The sequence below is a fragment of the Stenotrophomonas rhizophila genome (assembly GCF_000661955.1).
Lineage (GTDB): Bacteria > Pseudomonadota > Gammaproteobacteria > Xanthomonadales > Xanthomonadaceae > Stenotrophomonas > Stenotrophomonas rhizophila.
In genome coordinates this window covers 2,565,377-2,584,607 of sequence record NZ_CP007597.1, presented here as the reverse complement: position 1 = coordinate 2,584,607, position 19,231 = coordinate 2,565,377, and the positions used below count along the sequence as shown (strand labels likewise).

The window sequence follows — 19,231 nt, the reverse complement described above, 5'->3', positions numbered from 1 at the left end:
TTCGAAAACTCTATTTCGCCACGGTGTCGAGGTTATCGAAGAAGAACTCCGGGTCGCGCTCGGACGTGGCCTGATACAGGCTGTAAGCATGCCCCACGCGTGCACCACCATCTCGGTACAGCGGGTTCCAAAGGAAGTTCGCACGCGCACGGGTCGAGCGCGGCAGCAGGAAGTCGAAGGGCACGGACACATAGATGCCCTTGTCAAAGCTGCCTTCGCCAAAGTCCTTGGACGACACGTCAGTCTTGGTCGCGTAGGCGCCCATGGTGACGCCGTTGTCGAATGCGCGGGAAACGGCCATCGTGGCACCCCAGTCCTTGGCCAGGTAGCGGCCTGCACTCAACGCGGTCACCACGCGGCGCTCTTCGCCCCACATGTAGTAGAAGCTGGCATGGCCGGTAGCAACGCTGTAGTCGCGGAAGCTCAGGCGCTGGTCGAAGTCGCGCTGCTTCACCCAGTTGGCTTCCACGCCTACCGCCCAGCGCTCATTGAGCGGACGGTACAGAACTTCGCCGCCGACGCCGGCGTACATGGACTCAAGCAGGCCCGCGTACGCCATGCCATATAGATCCCGACCGAGCTGACGGGTGCCGGTCAGCTGCAGGCTGGGCAGGGTCAGGTCTTCGGTGGTCATGTACTGACGAATGTTGGTACGGACACGCGGAAGGCGACTGGGTGCGTCGTAGCGGAACTTGTCGTAGTTGTTGTACGCGTTGTAACTGACGGTGCCGGTGAGCCACAGGTTGCGGGCCAGGTAAAGGTTGGCGCTGTAGGTGCCAGCTACCTGGAAGAGCACGAATCCGTCTGGGCCGCCAAGCGATTGCTGGTAGCCAATGTTGAAGGCGCCATCGAAGCGGCGCAACGGCGCCTGGTAAAGCGTCTGCCTGCGCTGCGCCGCAGGCGGCGCCATTTCGATGTGTCCGGCGAGGGTGCTCAGTTCGGTCTTATGCTCGACGTGGTCGACAAACGACTTGCGTTCAATGCTGGTTTCTATGATGGGCATACCCAATCGTGTGTTCTGCACAGTGAACCAGTCGATGTCGGATGGAAGTGCGCCATCCAGAATGCGTGCAGTGCGGCCGATGCCCTGCGCGGGGTAGTGGAAGCGACGCTGCTCGCCTGTGACGATCACTTCCGCCCCGCGCTGACTGATGCGCTGCACGCGCAGGCCCGCGTTCTGCTCCAGCCGGGTTGCCAGGGTGGGCCAGTCCAATGGAGCGGCCGCAAGGGCGGTGCTGTCCGTGCGGGCATCCTGATCTTCGGCGGTGCGCTGCTTCAGCGGCACCGGTGGCGGATCCAGCAACTTTGGCATGGAGGTCGCCTGTGCCAGATTGGTGCGCAGCGTGACGCCGAACATCGCCAGGTCGCCGCGCTCCCAGCCCAGGTGCAGGTGCACGTTCTTGTTGACCGCGTAGGACGCGCCAATATTGAAGGGGCTGCGCTGGCGCTGGTTGTTGTTCTGTGGCTCGTGCTTGTAGTCGTTGCCGTCGTACTCCAGCTTCAGCTGCAGCGGCTCCCAGGGCGTTTGATAGGCAACGCCGCCAAACACGCCCACCGGGCCTCGGAACATACCGTCGCTGTTGAGGCTGCCGGTTCCCTGCGCGCGTGGACGGGTCTCGAAGTTGTCATCGATGGCGGTCAACGGATTCTTGAAATCACCGCGGTTGCCGATGTATCCAGTAGCCAAGCCAAGGCTGGCATCGAACGCGCCCATCCGCTTGCTGGCGACCAGGTATTCGCTGGAGAACAGGCCGGTGCCGCCAAGGTCGCGAAAACCTGCAGATACCTCGGGAACCCAGCGGCTTTCCTTCAAGAGACGGATCTTCAGGTCGATCGACTTGTCCTTGTAGTTCTGGTCGCCACTGAGCCATTCATAGCCATAGCGCCGATTGGCTACTGAAACATAGCGGAACGCGCCTTCCATCCACGGCAGTGGCTGCAGCACGATGTTGTAGCGGCTGTACGGCGAGGTATGGCTGGCGGTGAAGGCGAGCTCTCCTTCGTCGGCCATGCGCGCCGTAGGCGTCTGCAACAGGCCGATGCCGCCCCAGTCACTAGCGCTGGGTGCCGGTGCGTTTTGGGCGTACAAGGCGCTGCTGATGCTGAGGCTGAGCGCAGCAAGCGCAAGACGCGCGGCCGGTGTGCGAAGCGAAGAAATCAAAGCGAAACTCCGGGCGCATGCAGCACCTGGGTGGCGAGGAAGCGGGCGACTTCCTCGTTGAGATCGGGGGCGGTCTGGCCGAGTGTGCTGGCCTGCAGCGGTACATAGACGATGGCGCCCGGCGCAAGCGTGGACGCCGGCGAGCGGTTCCATAAGGCGATGCCGAGCTTCTCCACGTGACCATCGGGCTGGATGACGTAGAGGTCATCGCGGCTTGCGGCGGCAAGGGCAGGGCACTGCGACAGATAGGCGCGCGGTGCCTGGTCGGGTGCGTGGTCCAGCGTGCATTGCTGGGCAACCGCACCCATCACCGTGACGGTGGCGGGGCGGGGCGGGTAGACCAGGCGGTCGCCATCGGCCAGCGGCCGGTTCTGTGACAGTGCAGCTTCAACGTTACGTGCGGCGAGCAGCGCGGGAACGCGCCCGGTGACCGGCATGCTGTCGATCTCCCGTGCAAGTGCGGTGGCGGCCTGTGCGCCGTCGGGGTCGCGATCGGCGCGCTCCTCGATCTGGCCCAGGTCGAACAGCACGCCGGCCTTGAGCCGCGTCTGTGCCAGCTGGTCGGCCTGACGCAACCATGCGGCCGCCAGGGGGTAGGCACTTGGTAGCGGTTGGGCGGCCAGCGCTGCATCGCTCAGCCGGGCGTCGGCCGGCAGAACCTGTGCACCGGGATTGCGCACCTGACCGAGGACGTCAACGTTGATCGTAGGGGCGGCAGTGCTGGCGCCGCAGGTGGCCAGGCCCAGCGCGAGGGCGAACAATCGCGGTTTCATCGACGTTGCAGGTCCAGGCTGTACGGCTTGAGTTGGGTGATTTCCAGGTGCGTGCCCGGTGCGATCATCTGCTGGCTCTTCCAGACGAAGCCGCTCGCGGGGTCCACCCAGTAATGGTTCTCGCCCTTCCACTGCGTGCCACGCAACGTCTCGCGAACATGCACCAGCGTGCGCACCTTACCGAGGATGTCCACCGGCTCGGCGCCCAGGCGCTCAAGCGTGCCGGTGACTGGGATGCCGTAGCGATAGCCCGGCATCAGGTCATACCGACGCTGTACGGTGACGGTGCCTTGCAGCGTGTGCAGGGCGTGGAAGGGGTTGGCGCCCTCGATCCACATCTGCTGGAGCTCCGGCGTGCCGCCGTGCGTACCAACCAACAGGCCATCCTGCAGGAACACGATGCTGCGCTCGCTGCTGTACCACGCCTGCCGCCCGGCATCGATGTTGCCCAGCACCAGCACGGCGCCGCCGTTGGGGCCGTTGACCTTGATCTGCGGGTACGGCTTGGCGCCGACTTCGGCTGCCGTAGGCTGCACGTCCGGTGCGCCCTTTACGGCCAGCTGCACCGTCTTGAGGCTGGTACGACCCACCACGCCGCAGCCGGTCAGTGCCAGGGTAATCAACAGCAACGCGGCGATGCCGCGCTGCGCCTTGTTCGGGGCGGTCAGAGCGCTCCTGCTCATCAGTGAACCACCGTCAGTTGTCGAGATCGTTACGCGCGCTGGCGGCGTTGCTGATGATCGAGGTGAACGGCAGCAACTGGTTCACGAAGCGGCTCCAGCGGGTTACGCCGGCGGCGCCCACGAAGACCACGTCGCCGGGCAGTAGTTCGAACTGGCTGGCCACGGCAAAGGCGGCCGGGGACTTGGCTTCCAGGTGGAACACGGTCGACGGCTTCTCCTGCAGATCGTTGGAGCCGCGGATCACATAGACCGCATTGCCATTGGACGTGCTCTGCTGCAGGCCGCGTGCGCGACCCAGGGCCTGGCTCAGCGAGATGTCGCTGGTCTTGAAGCTCATCGCACCCGGCTGGTTGACTTCGCCAACCACGAACACTTCCTTGCGGTCCAGATACGGCACATACAGATGGTCGCTGGCCTTCAGGAAAATATTCGTCGCCCCGCCGCCCTGGCGACCAAGTCGGTCGAGATCGATGGAATAGGTAACGCCTTCGCGGGTGAGGCGCACACCGGAAAGGTCTGCCTGTGCAGCATCCAAGCCCGACTGGCTGATAGCGTCACCCAGCGTCAGCGGGGTCACGGTCAGTGGAACGGTGGCTGCCTGGCGTGAGGCGCCGGTCACCCAGACGCGCTGGCTGGCGTAAGTCAGGATGGAAACATCCACCTGGGGTGATTCGATGTAGCGCGCCAGTTTGGTGGCAAGCAGTGCGCGCAGTTCGCTGGGCGTCTTGCCCGCAGCGTCCACACTGCCGATGTATGGATAGAACAGGGTCCCGTCGGACTGCACAGGGCGGCCGGCCGCGTTGAGCTGCTGCTGTGGACCTGCCGGCACAGTCAGTTCCGGGTGGTCCCATACCGTGATGTACAGGATGTCGCCCGCGCCGATCGTGTAGGGGCCGGGCTGATAGGACGTCAGTGCCACCGGCAAGGTCGGCACGTCGCGCGACGCGCGGTCCATGGCGATGAGTTTCGGCGTGATCGGGATCAGCTCGATCTGGTCGTTGCCAACCGGCTGGTCATCCCGTGCGAATGCGCTGGAACGCATGTGCTGACCGGGGGCGAACACGCAGCCAGACAGGGTGAGGGCGAGCGCCAGAGTGGCGCCGAGACGCTTGCAGTCCATCGATGATTCTTCCTGGCCCTGTCGGGCAAAACAAAAAACCCCCGCCGGACCTTCGCCCGGCGAGGGCGTGATGACCTTGTTCCGACTAGCGGATCAATTGGTGCCGGTGGTGCCCGTGGTGCCGGTCGTGCCAGTGGTGCCGCCCGGGCCCGGAGGCGTGGTGCCGCCACCATTGTTGTTGCCGGCGTCGTCCTTGCTGCTGTCCGCAGCAAGGCTATAGGCCACGGCAGCAACCGCAATCCCGCCGCCAACCATGGCAGCAGTGGTAAGGGTGCCGTTGGCAGCGCCAGTTGCTGCACCAGTGCCCGCGACTTCCGTAGCAGCAGCTTCGGAGGTGGTTTCAACCGGGGCTTCCTGGGCCAGAACCGGGTACGACATGGCGACAAGGGCCAGTGCGGCGATAATCTTCTTCATTACGGGGTCTCCTACTCCGTCAGGTAAATATTCGCAGTCATGTTCGCTTCTTTAGCCATTCAGTGTCAAGGCGAAAATCCTCCTGAAATCAATGGCTGGGCGGGAGCGTTCTGAAGGTCATCGCGAAAGATGCTGTCGGCCGTAGACACTGTCCCGCCCCGAGAGGGTCGTGGCCAAGCGTGTCACCAAGTCATGCGTTCGCACGGTGGGCATGAGCAAGGGCACCAGCAGTCCCAAACACGCGGCCAGCGCCAGCGTTCGTATCGGGGTCGTGAAGCTGGCGGGCCGCGCCGAAAGCGCGTAGGCGGACGCTGCGCAGCCGAGTACCCAGCCACTGACGACCTCGGACACAGAGTGCGCATGAAGTGGGAGGCGCGAATAGGCGATGGCGGCGGCCAGCGCGGCACCTGCCGCAGCCCATGCGAGCGGGGCGCGGGCGCGCCCGTGGGTGGCCAGGTGGAAAACCACGGGATAGATGGCGGCGCTGATGGTGGCGTGGCCGCTGAAGCCGGTGAAATCAAGGCGGGCCCACCCCAGGCCCCAGCCGAGGTACGCGAGTTTGGACGCCAGAGTGAGTGCGGCGGCGATGGACAGACTTATCGCCCAGCGACGCCGTAGCCCTGCACTCGCCTTGGGGCCTGCCAGCAGCAGGATGAGGCTCAGTGGCAGCAGCCAGCGGCTGTCACCGAGTTGGGATAGGCATGCCCACACGGCAACGTCCGAATCGATTCAGGGAAGGCGAGCATAAGCCAGTGCTGATGTACCGGGGCCGGATCGGCGGGGGCGGGGCCACAGGGAGGATCCGGCCAATTGCGGCTGGGCAGGCCCGAAGTGGTGCCATTGGGCAGCCGAGCCATTTTCTAGCGTGGCCATGCGGCCTAGAATGTCGCCTGATCGGTCCGCATGTCGGCCGCATTTCACCCAAGGAAATTGAATGAACGTTACCGTTGCAGAAGGTGTAGTGGTCGGGAATCGCCTCCCGTTCGTGCTGTTTGGCGGCTTGAACGTGCTGGAAGACCTGGATTCGACCCTGCACGCGGCCGAGCACTTCACCACGGTAACGGCCAAACTGGGTATCCCGTACGTGTTCAAGGCCTCGTTCGACAAGGCCAACCGCTCGTCGATCGCATCCTACCGCGGGGTCGGCCTGGAAGAGGGGCTGCGCATCTTCGAGGAGGTCAAGCGTCGTTTCGGCGTGCCGGTGATCACCGACGTGCACGAAGTGGCCCAGGCTGCCCCGGTGGCCGAGGTTGTCGACGTGCTGCAGATTCCCGCCTTCCTGGCCCGTCAGACCGACCTGGTGGCGGCCATTGCCCGGACCGGCTGCGCGGTCAATATCAAGAAGCCGCAGTTCCTCAGCCCCACGCAGATCAAGCACATCGTGTCCAAGATCCGCGAGGCCGGCAATGAGAACATCATCCTGTGCGAGCGCGGGTCGCAGTTCGGCTACGACAACCTGGTCGTGGACATGCTGGGCTTCCGCGAGATGATCGAGTCCACCGGCGGCCTGCCGGCGATCTTTGACGTGACCCACAGCCTGCAGCGCCGCGACGCGGGCAGCGAAGCCTCGGGTGGCCGCCGCCGCCAGGTGGCCGAGCTGGCCCGTTCGGGCATGGCGCTGGGCTTGGGCGGGCTGTTCCTCGAGGCCCACCGTGACCCTGACCACGCACGTTGCGATGGCCCCAGTGCGCTGCCGCTGTCGGCACTGGAGCCGTTCCTGGCCCAGATCAAGGCGCTGGACGAACTGGTCAAGGGCTTCCCGGAACTGGATATCCGCTGAGGCGGCCTGCCGGCATTCGGCGGCGACGGCCTTGGTCCCGTCGCTGAATGTGGGTATCCTTGATGGCTGCACGCCGCGTTGGCGCGTGCAGCCAGCGGTCTGGCGGGTGTTTTCCGTCCCGCACTTGGCCCCGTAGCTCAGCTGGATAGAGCGTCCCCCTCCTAAGGGGAAGGTCGCCCGTTCGAATCGGGCCGGGGTCACCATATTTCAAGCACTTACACGATGTTGCACGCCTGCAATGGCCTTGTGCGCGTAGAAAATGTGCCGAAGGCGGTGAAGACTCCTGCCGACACCCGCAGGCTTGCCATCCGCTGAAAACCAATCGGTAACCGTATGCGTGTAGGTGCCGACCAGGGGGGCTGGTAGCTCAGTCAAGGCAGCCACGGCATTCGCACTCAATGGCATCCTCTCCGCGACCCGGATACCCCGGTCAACTGAGGCAGATCTTCACGAAAGGGGATGCTCATAACCAGACTCCCATTCGTGCGACCAAGTACAGTCCAGATTCGGATGCGCCGGATGACGGAGGTTTCCCTGTTCCGTTTTCCGCTTTTTCTTCGGTGGCTTAATGGTCCACTTCGCCCGCCCGGATACAAAGTTACCCAGTGCCACCATTCTGCACCAGGACTTTTATATTGACGGCTGAAGGGCCTTTCGCCTGCCTGCTGGAGCAGTTGCTTGGGGTTCTTGCGCGGGGTATCAACCGTGCGGCTGGCGCGGCAGACCTCCATGCCGGAGGCTCACTGGCCAGCAACTTTATCTTTTTGTCGTAAGGGTAGGGGGCGCAGAACCCCGGCGAGGGCAGAGAAACTCGCGCTGTACCTGGCTTCCACGCTCAGAGTGCCAATTTCGTCATATTTGCGTCCGGAAAGTGTGGATAAACTCCGCCGGCACGCATGATGCGTGCACTACGCCAATTCCGAGGACGATAGTCATGTTGAAAGGATTTACACCTCTCGCCGCAGCTGCGCTGTGCCTGCTCGGCCTGTCCGCCTTTGCCCAAGACGCCGCAGCGGGTCAATGGGTCGATAGCGGCAGAACCGCGTACTTCAGACAGAGCGCCTACATCAGCGCTTTTGACTACACCTGCAACGCCGGCCAGAATCCTATCAGTGGTTTTCCAGGCAGCTGCCCCAACGATGCGGCCAGTGGCTGGACGGCCAACTATGACGTCTCCAGCGCAGAGGCCAATAGTCAGCGCATGGCCTGCAATCACAATCCGTACCAGATCGGCTCGACTTGCTACGGCATTGCTTATGCGATCAACGGGCACGCCTACGCCGGTGATCTACCGGCCGCGTGCAACGTCGGCGCGCGCACAGTGGTCTATTTCTCCCTCATGGAAACCGTCGCGATCCAGTACGAAGAGCTCGACTTGAACATAGTCGAATCGGCGACAGAGTACGTCTGCCAGTAAACCGGTAGCAGAACGCCGCCGCCAAGCGCGACGGCGTTCTGCACCCCTGACCGCCTATACGGCGGACCCGTTACGGCCAGTCGCCGAATCTGAAAACCCGACCCGTATCCTGCGCGCATGCTCCCGCCTGACTTTCGATGGCGATCAGTGGCCAGCCGTCTGGATGGGCTGCCGCGCTGCTGTGTGTAACAACGTCGAGATGCCAAGGCTTGGCCGGCGCGTTGACGATTGCGAGTGGTGGGTCTGGGTGGACCAGCATCTTCCATCACTTTCGGCACGGCGGCCGCGGTTGGTCTTGCCGCAGCCAACTTGCCGTACCTGGGAGGTTTGATTTCCCTGCCGGCAATCAAATCTGCGATGCCTTGGTTGTGCGCCGCTCTCGTCCTGGTGTTGATCTCTAAGTTCTTCGGAAGCTTGATCTGCATCATGGCCGGCGCAGCGGATGAGATCCGGAGGATACGGCGGAAGGTAGCCGGTGCCGGCGAGGCAATGCCCTCACCGGCTGCGTTCTTTGCTGGGACAGAGAAAGCGAAGCCGCGGCCAATTCGATGCTTCACAGCGAAAGTCGGCACACTCCTCGGCCGGAGGGTGCTTCGCGCGCTGATGGTCAGCGGGCTCGCGGCCTTGCTCGCGGCGGGATGCGTCGTAATATTCTGGGGCGTATTGCTATCCCCTGCGCGCATCTGAGCACTCTAATGAGCTCCTATTCTGGTGCCTTGCCATCTGACCGTCGCGGTGTTTGGCGCATTATTGGCGCACAAGGAGCATCAGGCCTTCTGCGGTATGGCGTGCTGCCCAGGGAGGTCATCTCGACTCCTCCAAACGAGCGGCGAGCATTCCATCGGGCGCATCGCGGGCGTCATGGCGCTCTACTCTCCAAGCGCGAACAGGCCTCGGTTTCAACAGTAAGCCACTGCTTGGCCCCCGCCTAGAGGTGTGCGCTGGGGCAGTAGCGCTAATCCGCTGATCAGCTGCCATCTTGTAAACTCTCCGGCCGGACCAGACCTCGGGCGCGACACGCGACCGACAGAGCTGGATGGAACCACCGCGCCTCGCTGCACCTTTCCTTCGTAGACATGGACGACACCGTGGACTTGATTTCTTCCTACTCGCGCTTCTATGCGCTCCCGCTTACCGAGCAGATCGTTGCGGCGATCACGGCCGATTTCGCCGCGCTGGATGTCCCCGATCTGGTCCACGCGCACCTGCGCAACAACCCGCGGTACTTTGGCGGCATCGACAAGACGCTTTCCGGCTTCGTCGTGCTCGACGACGAGGGCGACAACTACACCCTGCTGGACCTCCGGGGAGGCGGTCAGGTGTGGTGGCAGGACCACGAGACCCGGCTGGTGGAACCGCGTTTCGCCAGTCTGGCCGATTACCAGGCCTTCCGGGCGCGGATGTGGGAAAAGGAACTGGAGTTGGACGAGCTCGACGAGTGGGACATCGGCGATGACAGGGAGGACGCAGAGGCCGCGCTCTTGCACGAATACGCGTGGACACCCTCTCCGCAGGATGCCGGCACCGCCGACCTGCTCACGCGCTACCAGTGGGTCATGCAGGCGCTTTCGCAGGCTGCCTGCGACAACCAGGGCCAACCGTTGCAGGGCCCGGATGAACTGGGTGCCGAGGCGTTCAACCATTATCTGAGCACGTTCCCCACCAAGGAATACGAACAGCGCGAATTCGAGGCAGCACTGCCCTTACTGAGCGGGGACGTGCACCTCGCCGTTTACTGGCTGCTGCACACGCGTCTGCTCGGCCAGGATGCGCGCCTTGCGCAGGTTCTGGAGCAGGTCGCCGACGTGGCTACGCCATTGCTGCGCGCATTCGTGGCCACCTTCGGGACAATGGCTGACGACGCAGACCTGCCGGTCGTCCCCGATTTCCGCCACCGCCGCGCACGCATGCTGGTGTGGGCGCAGATCGACGCCAAGGCGCCGGTTGCGCAGCGTCTGCGGGCGCTTGCGGTATCGCCCCGTTCGGTAGGGGCCATGGTTCTGGCTCACATCGACAGCGCGCTGGAGCGCGATGCCGACGCACTGGACCCGGCGGCCACCCTGCAGGCGCTGGATCGGATCACCGACACCGATGCCCCGGCGACATGGGCTCTGCGCGCGCGCATGCAACTGTGTCTGGGCGAGGACGCAGGCGCGGCTGCGGACGCGGCCACGCAGTTGCTCGCCGCGTCACCGACGGCGCACTGGCAGGTCCTTGCCATCCTGCACCCTGTTCACCAGGCCATCAGCGATGGTCGCGCGCTCCTGACCGTCGTTCAGCCGTTGCTGGCATGGGACGACCTGATGCTGCGCGTACTGGACCTGGCCGAGCAGGCGCAACGGTTGCTTGGCGACGCGGAGACGGCGCTCAGTGTCGAGGCGCTGGCTGGCAACCGTCGCCTGGCTGAGGACCTGCTCACCATCTGGGATGCGCCTGACTTCGCCGAGGGCGTCGCCCAAGCCGCTCCGGCCACGCGCGATGCAATGGCCATACGCCTGGCACGGCGCCCGGACCTGGCGGACGACGATGATGCGCGGCGATGGGCAATCGGCCATCTGCTCGACAGCACGCTGCCGACGCGGATAGAACTGGTGCAGCGCGCCCTGCCGCAGTTGAGCGGCAAACTGCAGGCGTCGCTGTTGCCGGAGCTGTGCCGCAGCGTCACCGATGCTGGCGACGCACTGGTCCCCCTGCTGATCGCGATGATCGAGGAGCCGCCCGCTGGCGATTATCTTGCCGAGTTGGAGGCCGATAACAGGGTCGACGCCATCCTGGCGGGTCTGCGAGCCTTCTGGAGCGACGCGCGCCTGTTCGAGCCGCTGATGGCCCTGTTGAACGCCGCGCCGGTGAAAAGCGTGGTAACCGATCGGGTCAGCGAGGACATCAAACGTCTGCGGGAGGTGCTGGACACGACCCAGCGCCAGCGTCTGTTCTACTGGGCCCTGGCGCGGACTCAGGCCCGCGCGACGGCGCTCGCGCCTGACAGGAGCGACGACTACCCGGCAAGGCGCGTGCTGGAAGCAATGACGTCGGCTGACATGGCTGTCACCATCCGCGCCGCGCTGGAAGACGCGTCGGCCGCGATGCACCGCGGCGAACATGCGCGCAAGCAGGTACTCGATACCCTGTACGAGAGTCTGGGCACCATGGGCCCACAGGCACCGGGCAACACCGACTACCTGCTCTCGCGACTGTGGGACGAGAAAAGTTTTCCGCGCGGACTGTGTTTCGCACTGTCCGAGTGCTGGACGCCGGCATTGCATGCCCAGGTCCTGAAGCGCCTGCGTGAGCAGCCGTCCCTTGCCGCGGCTGGCATTTACTGCGCAAGTCACGGTTGGGAAAGGCGCCACAGCGAAACGCTGGACGTCGCCGAGTTGGTGCTGGCCTGGCCGCTACCGGACGACGCGGCCGAGCGCGGACTGCTCAAGTATGTGCTGCTGATGGGCTGCGTTGCGGCATTGTCGCTGAATAAGTACGCGCAGGTGCGTACCCTCTATGCGCCCGCGAGCGCCATCGACGCCACCGCCTACATGGTGGGAGCGCATACCACCACCGTGTTCGACCCGTTCGCCGACAGTGCCTTGCAGGCCAAGCTGCACGGCGCGATGGGTGACGAGAAAGGGCAATAGCAGACTGTAGTGCTGCCCCGGCTTGAGGGCGCAGGCGCTTGGGGCATGTCCGTCGCCGGACGTACCCCAAAGCGGCCGGAAGAGGTTATTCCCGCCTGCGTAGGAAGTCGTCAAACACCACGCTGCTGATGGCCTGTCTCGCTTTGCAGCCCGGGCAGCGCATCGCAATGCCACCGGGCACTGCCAGCAGTGTCGATTCGTCAGCCGCAGTGAAGTGGTGGTTGCACTTGAGGCAAGACGCGGTCACGGAAGTGACACGCGCTGCGCGATCGCTGGAGAGCTCGCGATCGCCAGCAACTTCAATCAGATGGAAGACACCTGTGGAGGACATCGTTGGCTGATCCGTCGTGTTGCTGAAGGAGTAGACGCAAGTAGACCAGTGCAGGTGTACTGCGCCGGTGCAGTCATGGTCAACGTCAGGTGTAGAGCGGAACTCGCCGCCACTGCTCTAGACTATCGGCCTTAATCTCCAGGACGGAGCCCATGCAAGCGTTGAACATTGGCACGACGATCCGCCTGGATTTCACCCGGGTCACAAGCTGGGACGAATACCACGAGGTCTTCGTTGCAGCCTTTGGCCTGCCGGCATTCTATGGCCGCAACGGCCATGCGCTGCTTGACTGCCTGTCCTCCCTGCGCGACGCCGACGCAGGGATGAGCCGGGTGGTGGTAGCGCCCGGGGAGGTCGTTCTGGTGCAAGTGGATGGCCTGGCCGCCATGCCGCGCGAGCTGCGCGAATCCTTCATCATGACGCTGGAACTGCTCAGTGAACGTTGTGCGGCGCGCGAACAGTCGTCGCCCATTGTCCTCGTGATCACCTAGTGCTCGCTGCCGCTGCGGGGGCAGGGTGGCTGGCGGGCAACGCCGTTTCGAGGTGCTTTGCAAAGAACCTCGCCATCACCCGATACGCCTGCTGGCTTTCCGGCAGCTTGGCATCCAGATGGAACGCGTGCCCCAGCCCCTCCCACACATGCAGGTCCGACACGCGCTCCAGATCGACCAGCCGGCTGTGCATGTAGGACACATTGCTCAGCTCCGCCGCGCGGGTGCCGGTGATGAACAGCGTGGGCGGAAACTGCGCCAGCAGCGGTTCGGAAAACACCGGCGACACCAGCGGGTCGCGGAAGTCGACGTCGCCGTAGTAGAGGTCCTCCATGATGGGCAATGTGCCGTCGGCATGGGGCAGCAGGGCGTCGTTGATCGCGGCCATGACGTAGCGCGAGTCGCCGCCGTAACGCGCATCGCCGCCTGCGCAGAACAGGCCGGCAGCGCCGGGCATGGGCAGCTTCTCCTTCGCGAACCAGGCCAGTGACTCCCCGGTGAGCACGCCACCGGCCGAGCAGCCGAAGATGCCGATGTGCGCGGCGGGCAACCGCGCCAGTGCCGCCCGGTACACCGCCGCGACATCCTCGCTGGCCGCAGGGAAGCGGTGCTCGGGGCCCTGGCGATACTCCACGGCAAGCACGGTCATGCCGGTCATCGCCGCCACCGGGATCGCCTCAAGCAGGCCCAGGCTGTCGGCGCGTCCGAACACAAAGGCGCCGCCATGCAGTTCGATCAGCAGGCGTTGATTTGCAGGGTCAGCCGGCGCACTGCGTGGCTGCACGCGCACCACCGGAATGCCGCCCCAGGTTTCGTGATGCAGCTCCACCGCGAAGCGTTTGCGCAGTTCGGCGATCTCGCCATAGGCCCATTGGTCGGTCCCCTTGCGGATACTGTCCAGCTGCGCGAGGACGGCGGGATTGTCCAGCTTGGCCGCGGGATCACCGTGGATCACTGCGCTGCGTACGCTGTCCTGCGCCTGCGGGCTGAGATAGGGCGAGACCGGCAATGCGAAGCTGGGCACCTGGCGCACGCCGTCAGTAGGCGCTGCGGCGTGCGCGCCGGGGGCCAGCAGCAGGCACAACGGAAGCGCCGACATCCATTTCGAAACAGCCATGTGCACGGTCCACGTTGCGGGAATGCGGCACAGGATAGCGCCCGGCGTGGCCTCGTACTAAGCGTCACCGTGCCGATACGTGCACGGTGCCGTCGCCGGTTGTTGACGCGCTACCGGCGATGCTCTGCCATCCCACCCGTTGGAGCTACCCGATGAACGCATCGTCGCATTCGCCGCCCGGCGCGCCCCCTACGCCCACGCCAGGGTCGCCTGATGCGCCGCCGGTGGAAGTGCCGGTGAGCCCGGAACCGCCGGTGCAGGAGCCGCCTGCCGAAGCACCGCCCCAGGGGGATCCTCCCGCGCAGGTGCCGCCGCTGGAGGCGCCGCCTGAAGGCGATCCGACCCCTGCAGCGCCGCCGGTGGAAGCGCCGCCCACCTCACCGCCTGGGCAGCAGTAGTACGACGGGTGGCCTGCCTCAGTCCTGCGACGGGGGCGCCTCGTAGTCGGCCGGGGTGACCTTGCCGTCGTCCTGTTCCGCCATGTCCTTGTCCCTCCAGCGGGCGTCGTCATTGCGGACCTTGTCCGGTGTGAATGCCTTCTGCTGATCGTCTTCGGGCGTGCCGCGTGGATGGGTGGGTGTGTTCATTCGCTGACTCCTGTGTGGGTGAAGTTGGAGCATCCTGCCGCCCGGGTGAACGTACCGTCGCTCCCCCTCAACATGGCGCACACGGTTGAGTCACCCCCCCGGTACGCAGCCCGGCGTAGCAATGGTGCATCCCTCACTGGAGCAGCATATGCGCGCATTGACCTACCACGGCAGCAAGGACGTCCGTGTCGACACCGTCCCCGATCCGGTGCTGGCGGCTCCCGACGACCTGATTCTGCGCGTGACCGCCACGGCGATCTGCGGTTCGGACCTGCATCTGTATCGCGGCAAGATTCCCGACCTGCACAGCGGCGACGTGCTGGGCCATGAGTTCATGGGCATTGTCGAAGAGGTCGGCAGCGGTGTGAGCGACCTTCGGCCGGGCGATCGGGTCGTGATTCCGTTCGTGATTGCCTGTGGCAGCTGCTTCCATTGCCGTCTTGCCGAGTTTGCCGCGTGCGAAACCACCAACAGCGGCAAGGGGGCGGCGACCAATCAGAAGGGCATCCGTCCGCCGGCGGCGCTGTTCGGTTACAGCCATCTGTATGGCGGCGTGTCGGGTGGGCAGGCCGAGTTCGTGCGCGTACCCAAGGCCAATGTGGGTCCGTTGCGGATTCCGGACGGGCTGTCCGACGAGCAGGTGCTGTTCCTGTCGGACATCCTGCCCACCGGCTACCAGGCGGCGATCAATGCCGGGGTCAAGCCCGGCTCCAGTGTGGCGATCTTCGGCGCAGGGCCGGTTGGCCTGATGAGCGCGGCGTGCTGCCGCCTGCTGGGGGCGGAGACCATCTTCATGGTCGATCACCTGGCGTACCGCCTCGACTTCGCGCAACGCACGTACGGGGTGACGCCGATCGACTTCACGCGCGTCGATGATCCGGCCGAATACATCGTCACCCAGACCAACGGACGCGGCGTGGATGCCACCATCGAGGCAGTCGGGTTTGAAGCCGAGGGCAGTGCGCTCGAGTCGGCGTTGACCACGCTGAAGGTGGAAGGCAGCAGTGGCGTGGCGATCCGCCAGTGCATCGCGGCCACGCGTCGCGGCGGCACCGTGAGCATTCCCGGCGTGTATGCCGGCTTCGTGCACGGCTTCCTGCTCGGCGATGCCTTCGACAAGGGGCTGACCTTCAAGATGGGCCAGACCCACGTTCAGAAGCTGATGCCGGAGCTGCTCGACCATATCGCAGAAGGCAATCTCGATCCGGGGGTGATCGTCACCCACCGCATGCCGCTGGAAGAGGCGGCCAAGGGCTACGAGATCTTCGACCGCAAGCAGGAGGATTGCCGCAAGGTGATCCTGACGCCCTGACATGGGTACGGTGAGCAACATCGCCACGCCGCGTACGGAAACGCCTGCCTTGGTGCAGCACGCGCAGGCATGGCTGGCCCGCCATCCCGCGCTGCCGCTGCCGGGGGCGGGCGACACGCTGGGGCGCTGGCGGCTGTTGGCGCAGATCGGGGCGCAGGATCTATGCCTGGCCAAGCTGCTGGAGGCGCACTATGACGCCGCGGCGATTCTGCATGAACTTGACGCCCCGCCGCTGGCTACCGGGGAACTGGCGGCGGTATGGGCCGCCGAAGGACCGGCGGCGACGCTGGCCTTCGATGCCGGCAGCAGAACGCTGAGTGGCGCCAAACCGTGGTGCTCGGGTGCCGATTGGGTGGGCGCGGCGCTGGTGACGGTGCGGGTGGACGGGCACTGCCGGCTGTTCCGTGCGGACCTGCGACAGGCGCGCCTGAAGTGCGACACCCAAGCCTGGCAGGCCACCGGCATGGAGCGCATTCCCAGCGCTACCGCGCACTTCGACCGCGTGCCGGCCGTGGAGATCGGCGCGGCCGACGCCTACCTGCAACGCCCCGGCTTCTGGCACGGCGGCGCGGGTATCGCCGCGTGCTGGTTCGGGGCGGCAACGGCATTGGCCGCGCCGCTGCGGTGCTCGCCCAAGGCGGGTGAGCCGGGCGTGGCAGCCGGGCTGCTCGGCCAGGTCGACATGAGCCTGTCCGCGTGCGCGGCGCTGCTGCGTGAGCTGGCGGACTTGATCGACGCCGCCCCCACACATGCCCACATGACTGAAGTGGTGCGGGTGCGCAGCGTGGTGGAGCGCGCTTGCGTGCAGACCCTGGATCTGGTCGCGCGGGCGCTTGGGCCGGGGCCCATGTGCATGGACCCGGAGCACGCGCGGCGCTGGAGCGACCTGACCGTGTTCATCCGCCAGAGCCATGCCGACCGCGACTGGCAGCAGCTGGGCATGGACTGCCATCGCGAGGGGCGGGCATGGACGTTGTAACGCGCCACATTGCCGGCGACGGCGTCAGCGAAGCCCAGTGGCAGGCGTGCGCGTGGCTGGATGCGCTGCCGGTGTGCGACGCCGCCACGCTGCTTGCGGGCCATGCACGGCTGGTGGTGGTGTCGCCGCACCCGGACGACGAAGTGCTCGCCTGTGGCGGACTGATGGCCGCTACCCAAGCGCTTGGGCTGCCGGTGGTGGTCATGTCGGTTACCGATGGTGAGGCCTGCTATCCCGGTCAGTCGGCGTGGCCACCGCGCCGGCTGCGTAGCACGCGCCAGCAGGAACTCGCGCGTGCATTGGACTGCCTCGGCCTGGCCGATGGTGTCCATCACGCGTTCCACATGGATGACGGTGCCGTAGCCGGTAGCGAAGCAGCGCTGGCGGCGCGCCTGCTGGCGTTGCTGCGCGCCGATGATCTGGTGCTGGGGCCGTGGCGCCTCGATGCACATCCCGACCACGAGGCAGTGGGCCGCGCCTGCGCGCTCGCGGCCGCATCACGTGGCTGCACGCTGCGCGAATTCCCGGTGTGGGGCTGGCATTGGCTGGATCCGCAGGACGCATCGCATGCCTGGGCGTCCGCGACGCGCGTCCCGCTGAGCGCCCAGCTGATGCAGCGCAAGCGCGCGGCCATCACCCAGTTTTCGACCCAGCTTGGCGCGGTGGACGGGCTGGACTGCGACCCCATCCTGCCACCCACGGTGGTGCAGCGTTTCGAGCGTGACTACGAGGTGTTGATTGGATGAACACGACCGCCTACTTCGACGCGCTCTACCAGCAGGACGATCCGTTCGCGTACCGCACCCGCTGGTACGAGGCGCGCAAGCGTGCCCTGACCCTGGCCAGCCTGCCACGGGCCCACTACCTGCGCGGCTGGGAGCTGGGGTGCTCCAACGGGGTGCTCACCGCTGCACTCGCGCCGCGCTGCGCGCAGTTGCTGGCCACCGACCTGAGCGAAGAGGCGGTGAGCGCGGCACGCGTTTCCTTGGCCGCACAGTCACATGTGCAGGTCGAGCGTGCCGAGCACCCGCGTCAGTGGCCCGATGGCACGTTCGACCTGATCGTGTTCAGCGAGCTGGGCTATTACCTGGACCCGCCCACAATGCAGGCGATGGCGGCACGGCTGGCCACGTCGCTGGACGCGCAGGGGGTGCTGATTGCCTGCCACTGGCGGCCGGACTTTGCACAGGCCAGGTGCTCGGCCGCGTTCGTGCATGCCCAGTTGGACGCGTTGCTGCCGCGGGCGTTCTCCTGGTGCGATGCGGACATGCTGCTGCAGGGCTGGTCGCGCGACACCCGCTCGGTTGCCGAGCACGAGGGGCTGCGATGATCGCGGCGATCGTACCGGCGCACAACGAGGAGCGGCTGATCGGTCCCTGCCTGCAGGCGTTGCAGGCGGCCGCGCAGCATCGCGCCCTGGCCGGCGAAGACGTGCGGATCATCGTGGCCCTGGACCGCTGCAGTGACGCCACGGCGGCGATATGCCGACGTTTCGGGGTACAGGTCGTACGGGTCGAGGCGGGCTGTGTGGGGGTGGCGCGTGCAGTGGCCAGCGATCACGCCCTGGCACAGGGCGCGCGATGGATCGGCTGCACTGACGCCGACAGTCGCGTGCCGGCCGATTGGCTGGTGAAACAGGTGCAGTGCGGTGCCAGCGCTTTCTGCGGGGTGGTGACCGTGGACGATTGGCAGGACTATGCGCCGACCGTGCAGCGAGCCTTCGGGGCCAGCGAGCAGGCACGGGACGGCCACCTGCACGTGCACGGGGCGAACATGGGCTTCAGTGCCAGCGCCTACCGCGACAGCGGCGGATTTCTTCCCCTGGTGACCGGCGAAGACGTCGCCCTCATTGCGGCCATCCAGGCCAGTGGCGCGCGCGTGGCCCGCCTTGCCACGCCACAGGTGGTAACCAGCGCCCGCCGTCATGCGCGGGCGGTGAACGGATTCAGCGACTTCCTGCGGCGGCTGGAAGCACAGCTGTGCGGCAACGCGGATCCGCCCGAAGCAGTGCTCGCTGGCAGCGCGACCAAACCAGCGGCTGCGTGCTGATGGCAGCGGTGGATCTGCTCGGCTGGGCGGCGACCGGCATCCTGGTGGCGACGCTGTGGCGTCAGATCTGGAAACAGTGGCACGCGCCCGACAGCGAGGCGGTGTCCACCTGGTTGTTCGTCGGGCAGATCAGTGCCTCAGTGCTGTTCATTCTGTACAGCATTGCGTTGCAGTCCTGGGTGTTCGTGGTCACCAACAGCCTGGTGCTGGGCACCGCGGTAGCCGGGCAGGTGCTGTCGCGCGTGAAGCGACGTCGCGACGTGTCGTGAAGACGCAATCGCATGGCGAACACGCGATGGAAACAATCGCAACGCGCCGTCGATACGTCACTGAACCGCTTGTTTTCAGTGTCACGCCGACTTCATTGGCGATGCGGAAAAGTGGATCC

At 65.6% G+C, this 19,231-nt stretch carries 19 protein-coding genes and 1 tRNA gene; 12 read left to right on the top strand and 8 right to left on the bottom strand.

Features of this window, described 5'->3' with window-relative positions; translation table 11 throughout:
- Positions 1 to 10: 10 nt before the first annotated feature.
- From DX03_RS11005 to DX03_RS10980, 6 genes are all read right to left on the bottom strand, one after another.
- On the bottom strand, positions 11 to 2,158 hold the full coding sequence (locus DX03_RS11005) for a YjbH domain-containing protein (RefSeq protein ID WP_038692265.1): 2,148 nt from the start codon (positions 2,156 to 2,158) through the stop codon (positions 11 to 13).
- The gene (locus DX03_RS11000) at positions 2,158 to 2,934 is read right to left on the bottom strand and encodes a capsule biosynthesis GfcC family protein (RefSeq protein ID WP_038688699.1); all 777 of its coding nucleotides are present in this window, start codon (positions 2,932 to 2,934) and stop codon (positions 2,158 to 2,160) included. Before DX03_RS11000 ends, DX03_RS11005 begins: the two co-directional genes overlap by 1 nt.
- Positions 2,931 to 3,617 carry a YjbF family lipoprotein gene (locus tag DX03_RS10995; protein ID WP_051598838.1) on the bottom strand — a complete coding sequence of 229 codons (687 nt, stop codon included), beginning with the start codon at positions 3,615 to 3,617 and terminating at the stop codon, positions 2,931 to 2,933. The genes DX03_RS11000 and DX03_RS10995 overlap by 4 nt, the downstream gene beginning before the upstream one ends.
- Before the next feature lie 13 nt (positions 3,618 to 3,630).
- Positions 3,631 to 4,737, bottom strand: a complete 1,107-nt coding sequence (locus tag DX03_RS10990; protein ID WP_038688697.1) for a polysaccharide biosynthesis/export family protein — start codon at positions 4,735 to 4,737, stop codon at positions 3,631 to 3,633.
- 93 nt (positions 4,738 to 4,830) lie between these two features.
- Complete coding sequence (locus tag DX03_RS10985; RefSeq protein ID WP_038688695.1) at positions 4,831 to 5,151, bottom strand: hypothetical protein; 321 nt, start codon at positions 5,149 to 5,151, stop codon at positions 4,831 to 4,833.
- Between the two features lie 117 nt (positions 5,152 to 5,268).
- On the bottom strand, positions 5,269 to 5,862 hold the full coding sequence (locus tag DX03_RS10980) for a phosphatase PAP2 family protein (RefSeq protein WP_038688693.1): 594 nt from the start codon (positions 5,860 to 5,862) through the stop codon (positions 5,269 to 5,271).
- Positions 5,863 to 6,085: 223 nt separating this feature from the next.
- Here DX03_RS10980 and kdsA point away from each other — a divergent pair, with 223 nt between their 5' ends.
- The 5 genes from kdsA (at position 6,086) to DX03_RS10950 (ending at position 12,799) form a co-directional block, all read left to right on the top strand.
- A complete protein-coding gene (gene kdsA, locus DX03_RS10975; RefSeq protein ID WP_038688691.1) occupies positions 6,086 to 6,931 on the top strand; it encodes a 3-deoxy-8-phosphooctulonate synthase in 846 nt (281 codons plus the stop codon).
- A gap of 126 nt (positions 6,932 to 7,057) precedes the next feature.
- Positions 7,058 to 7,134 (top strand) — tRNA-Arg (locus DX03_RS10970).
- A 731-nt stretch (positions 7,135 to 7,865) separates the two neighbouring features.
- Positions 7,866 to 8,348 (top strand): hypothetical protein, encoded by a 483-nt coding sequence (locus DX03_RS10965; protein WP_038688690.1) that lies wholly within the window; start codon positions 7,866 to 7,868, stop codon positions 8,346 to 8,348.
- A gap of 1,088 nt (positions 8,349 to 9,436) precedes the next feature.
- A complete protein-coding gene (locus DX03_RS10955) occupies positions 9,437 to 11,977 on the top strand; it encodes a hypothetical protein (protein ID WP_185753334.1) in 2,541 nt (846 codons plus the stop codon).
- Between the two features lie 483 nt (positions 11,978 to 12,460).
- Positions 12,461 to 12,799: a barstar family protein gene (locus tag DX03_RS10950; RefSeq protein WP_081797222.1), complete on the top strand. Its 339-nt coding sequence runs from the start codon at positions 12,461 to 12,463 to the stop codon at positions 12,797 to 12,799.
- Here DX03_RS10950 and DX03_RS10945 read toward each other — a convergent pair.
- The gene (locus DX03_RS10945) at positions 12,792 to 13,916 is read right to left on the bottom strand and encodes an alpha/beta hydrolase fold domain-containing protein (protein ID WP_425598271.1); all 1,125 of its coding nucleotides are present in this window, start codon (positions 13,914 to 13,916) and stop codon (positions 12,792 to 12,794) included. The two genes, DX03_RS10950 and DX03_RS10945, sit on opposite strands and share 8 nt — an antisense overlap.
- A 152-nt stretch (positions 13,917 to 14,068) precedes the next feature.
- Here DX03_RS10945 and DX03_RS21185 point away from each other — a divergent pair, with 152 nt between their 5' ends.
- The gene (locus tag DX03_RS21185; protein WP_038688681.1) at positions 14,069 to 14,314 is read left to right on the top strand and encodes a hypothetical protein; all 246 of its coding nucleotides are present in this window, start codon (positions 14,069 to 14,071) and stop codon (positions 14,312 to 14,314) included.
- A gap of 18 nt (positions 14,315 to 14,332) precedes the next feature.
- Here DX03_RS21185 and DX03_RS21180 read toward each other — a convergent pair whose 3' ends face one another.
- Positions 14,333 to 14,503 carry a hypothetical protein gene (locus DX03_RS21180; RefSeq protein WP_185753333.1) on the bottom strand — a complete coding sequence of 57 codons (171 nt, stop codon included), beginning with the start codon at positions 14,501 to 14,503 and terminating at the stop codon, positions 14,333 to 14,335.
- A gap of 148 nt (positions 14,504 to 14,651) precedes the next feature.
- On the opposite strand from DX03_RS21180, the gene DX03_RS10935 reads away from it, so the two are divergent.
- Genes DX03_RS10935 through DX03_RS10910 form a run of 6 tightly spaced genes read left to right on the top strand, consistent with a single transcriptional unit; the run spans position 14,652 to position 19,112 of the window.
- Positions 14,652 to 15,815 (top strand): zinc-dependent alcohol dehydrogenase, encoded by a 1,164-nt coding sequence (locus DX03_RS10935; protein ID WP_038688679.1) that lies wholly within the window; start codon positions 14,652 to 14,654, stop codon positions 15,813 to 15,815.
- A gap of 1 nt (position 15,816) precedes the next feature.
- A complete protein-coding gene (locus DX03_RS10930; RefSeq protein WP_038688677.1) occupies positions 15,817 to 16,794 on the top strand; it encodes an acyl-CoA dehydrogenase in 978 nt (325 codons plus the stop codon).
- Positions 16,782 to 17,540 carry a PIG-L deacetylase family protein gene (locus tag DX03_RS10925; protein ID WP_038688675.1) on the top strand — a complete coding sequence of 253 codons (759 nt, stop codon included), beginning with the start codon at positions 16,782 to 16,784 and terminating at the stop codon, positions 17,538 to 17,540. The genes DX03_RS10930 and DX03_RS10925 overlap by 13 nt, the downstream gene beginning before the upstream one ends.
- The gene (locus tag DX03_RS10920; protein WP_038688673.1) at positions 17,537 to 18,124 is read left to right on the top strand and encodes a class I SAM-dependent DNA methyltransferase; all 588 of its coding nucleotides are present in this window, start codon (positions 17,537 to 17,539) and stop codon (positions 18,122 to 18,124) included. Before DX03_RS10925 ends, DX03_RS10920 begins: the two co-directional genes overlap by 4 nt.
- Positions 18,121 to 18,843 carry a glycosyltransferase family 2 protein gene (locus tag DX03_RS10915; RefSeq protein ID WP_038688671.1) on the top strand — a complete coding sequence of 241 codons (723 nt, stop codon included), beginning with the start codon at positions 18,121 to 18,123 and terminating at the stop codon, positions 18,841 to 18,843. The genes DX03_RS10920 and DX03_RS10915 overlap by 4 nt, the downstream gene beginning before the upstream one ends.
- On the top strand, positions 18,843 to 19,112 hold the full coding sequence (locus tag DX03_RS10910) for a PQ-loop domain-containing transporter (protein ID WP_038692259.1): 270 nt from the start codon (positions 18,843 to 18,845) through the stop codon (positions 19,110 to 19,112). Before DX03_RS10915 ends, DX03_RS10910 begins: the two co-directional genes overlap by 1 nt.
- Positions 19,113 to 19,231: the final 119 nt, after the last annotated feature.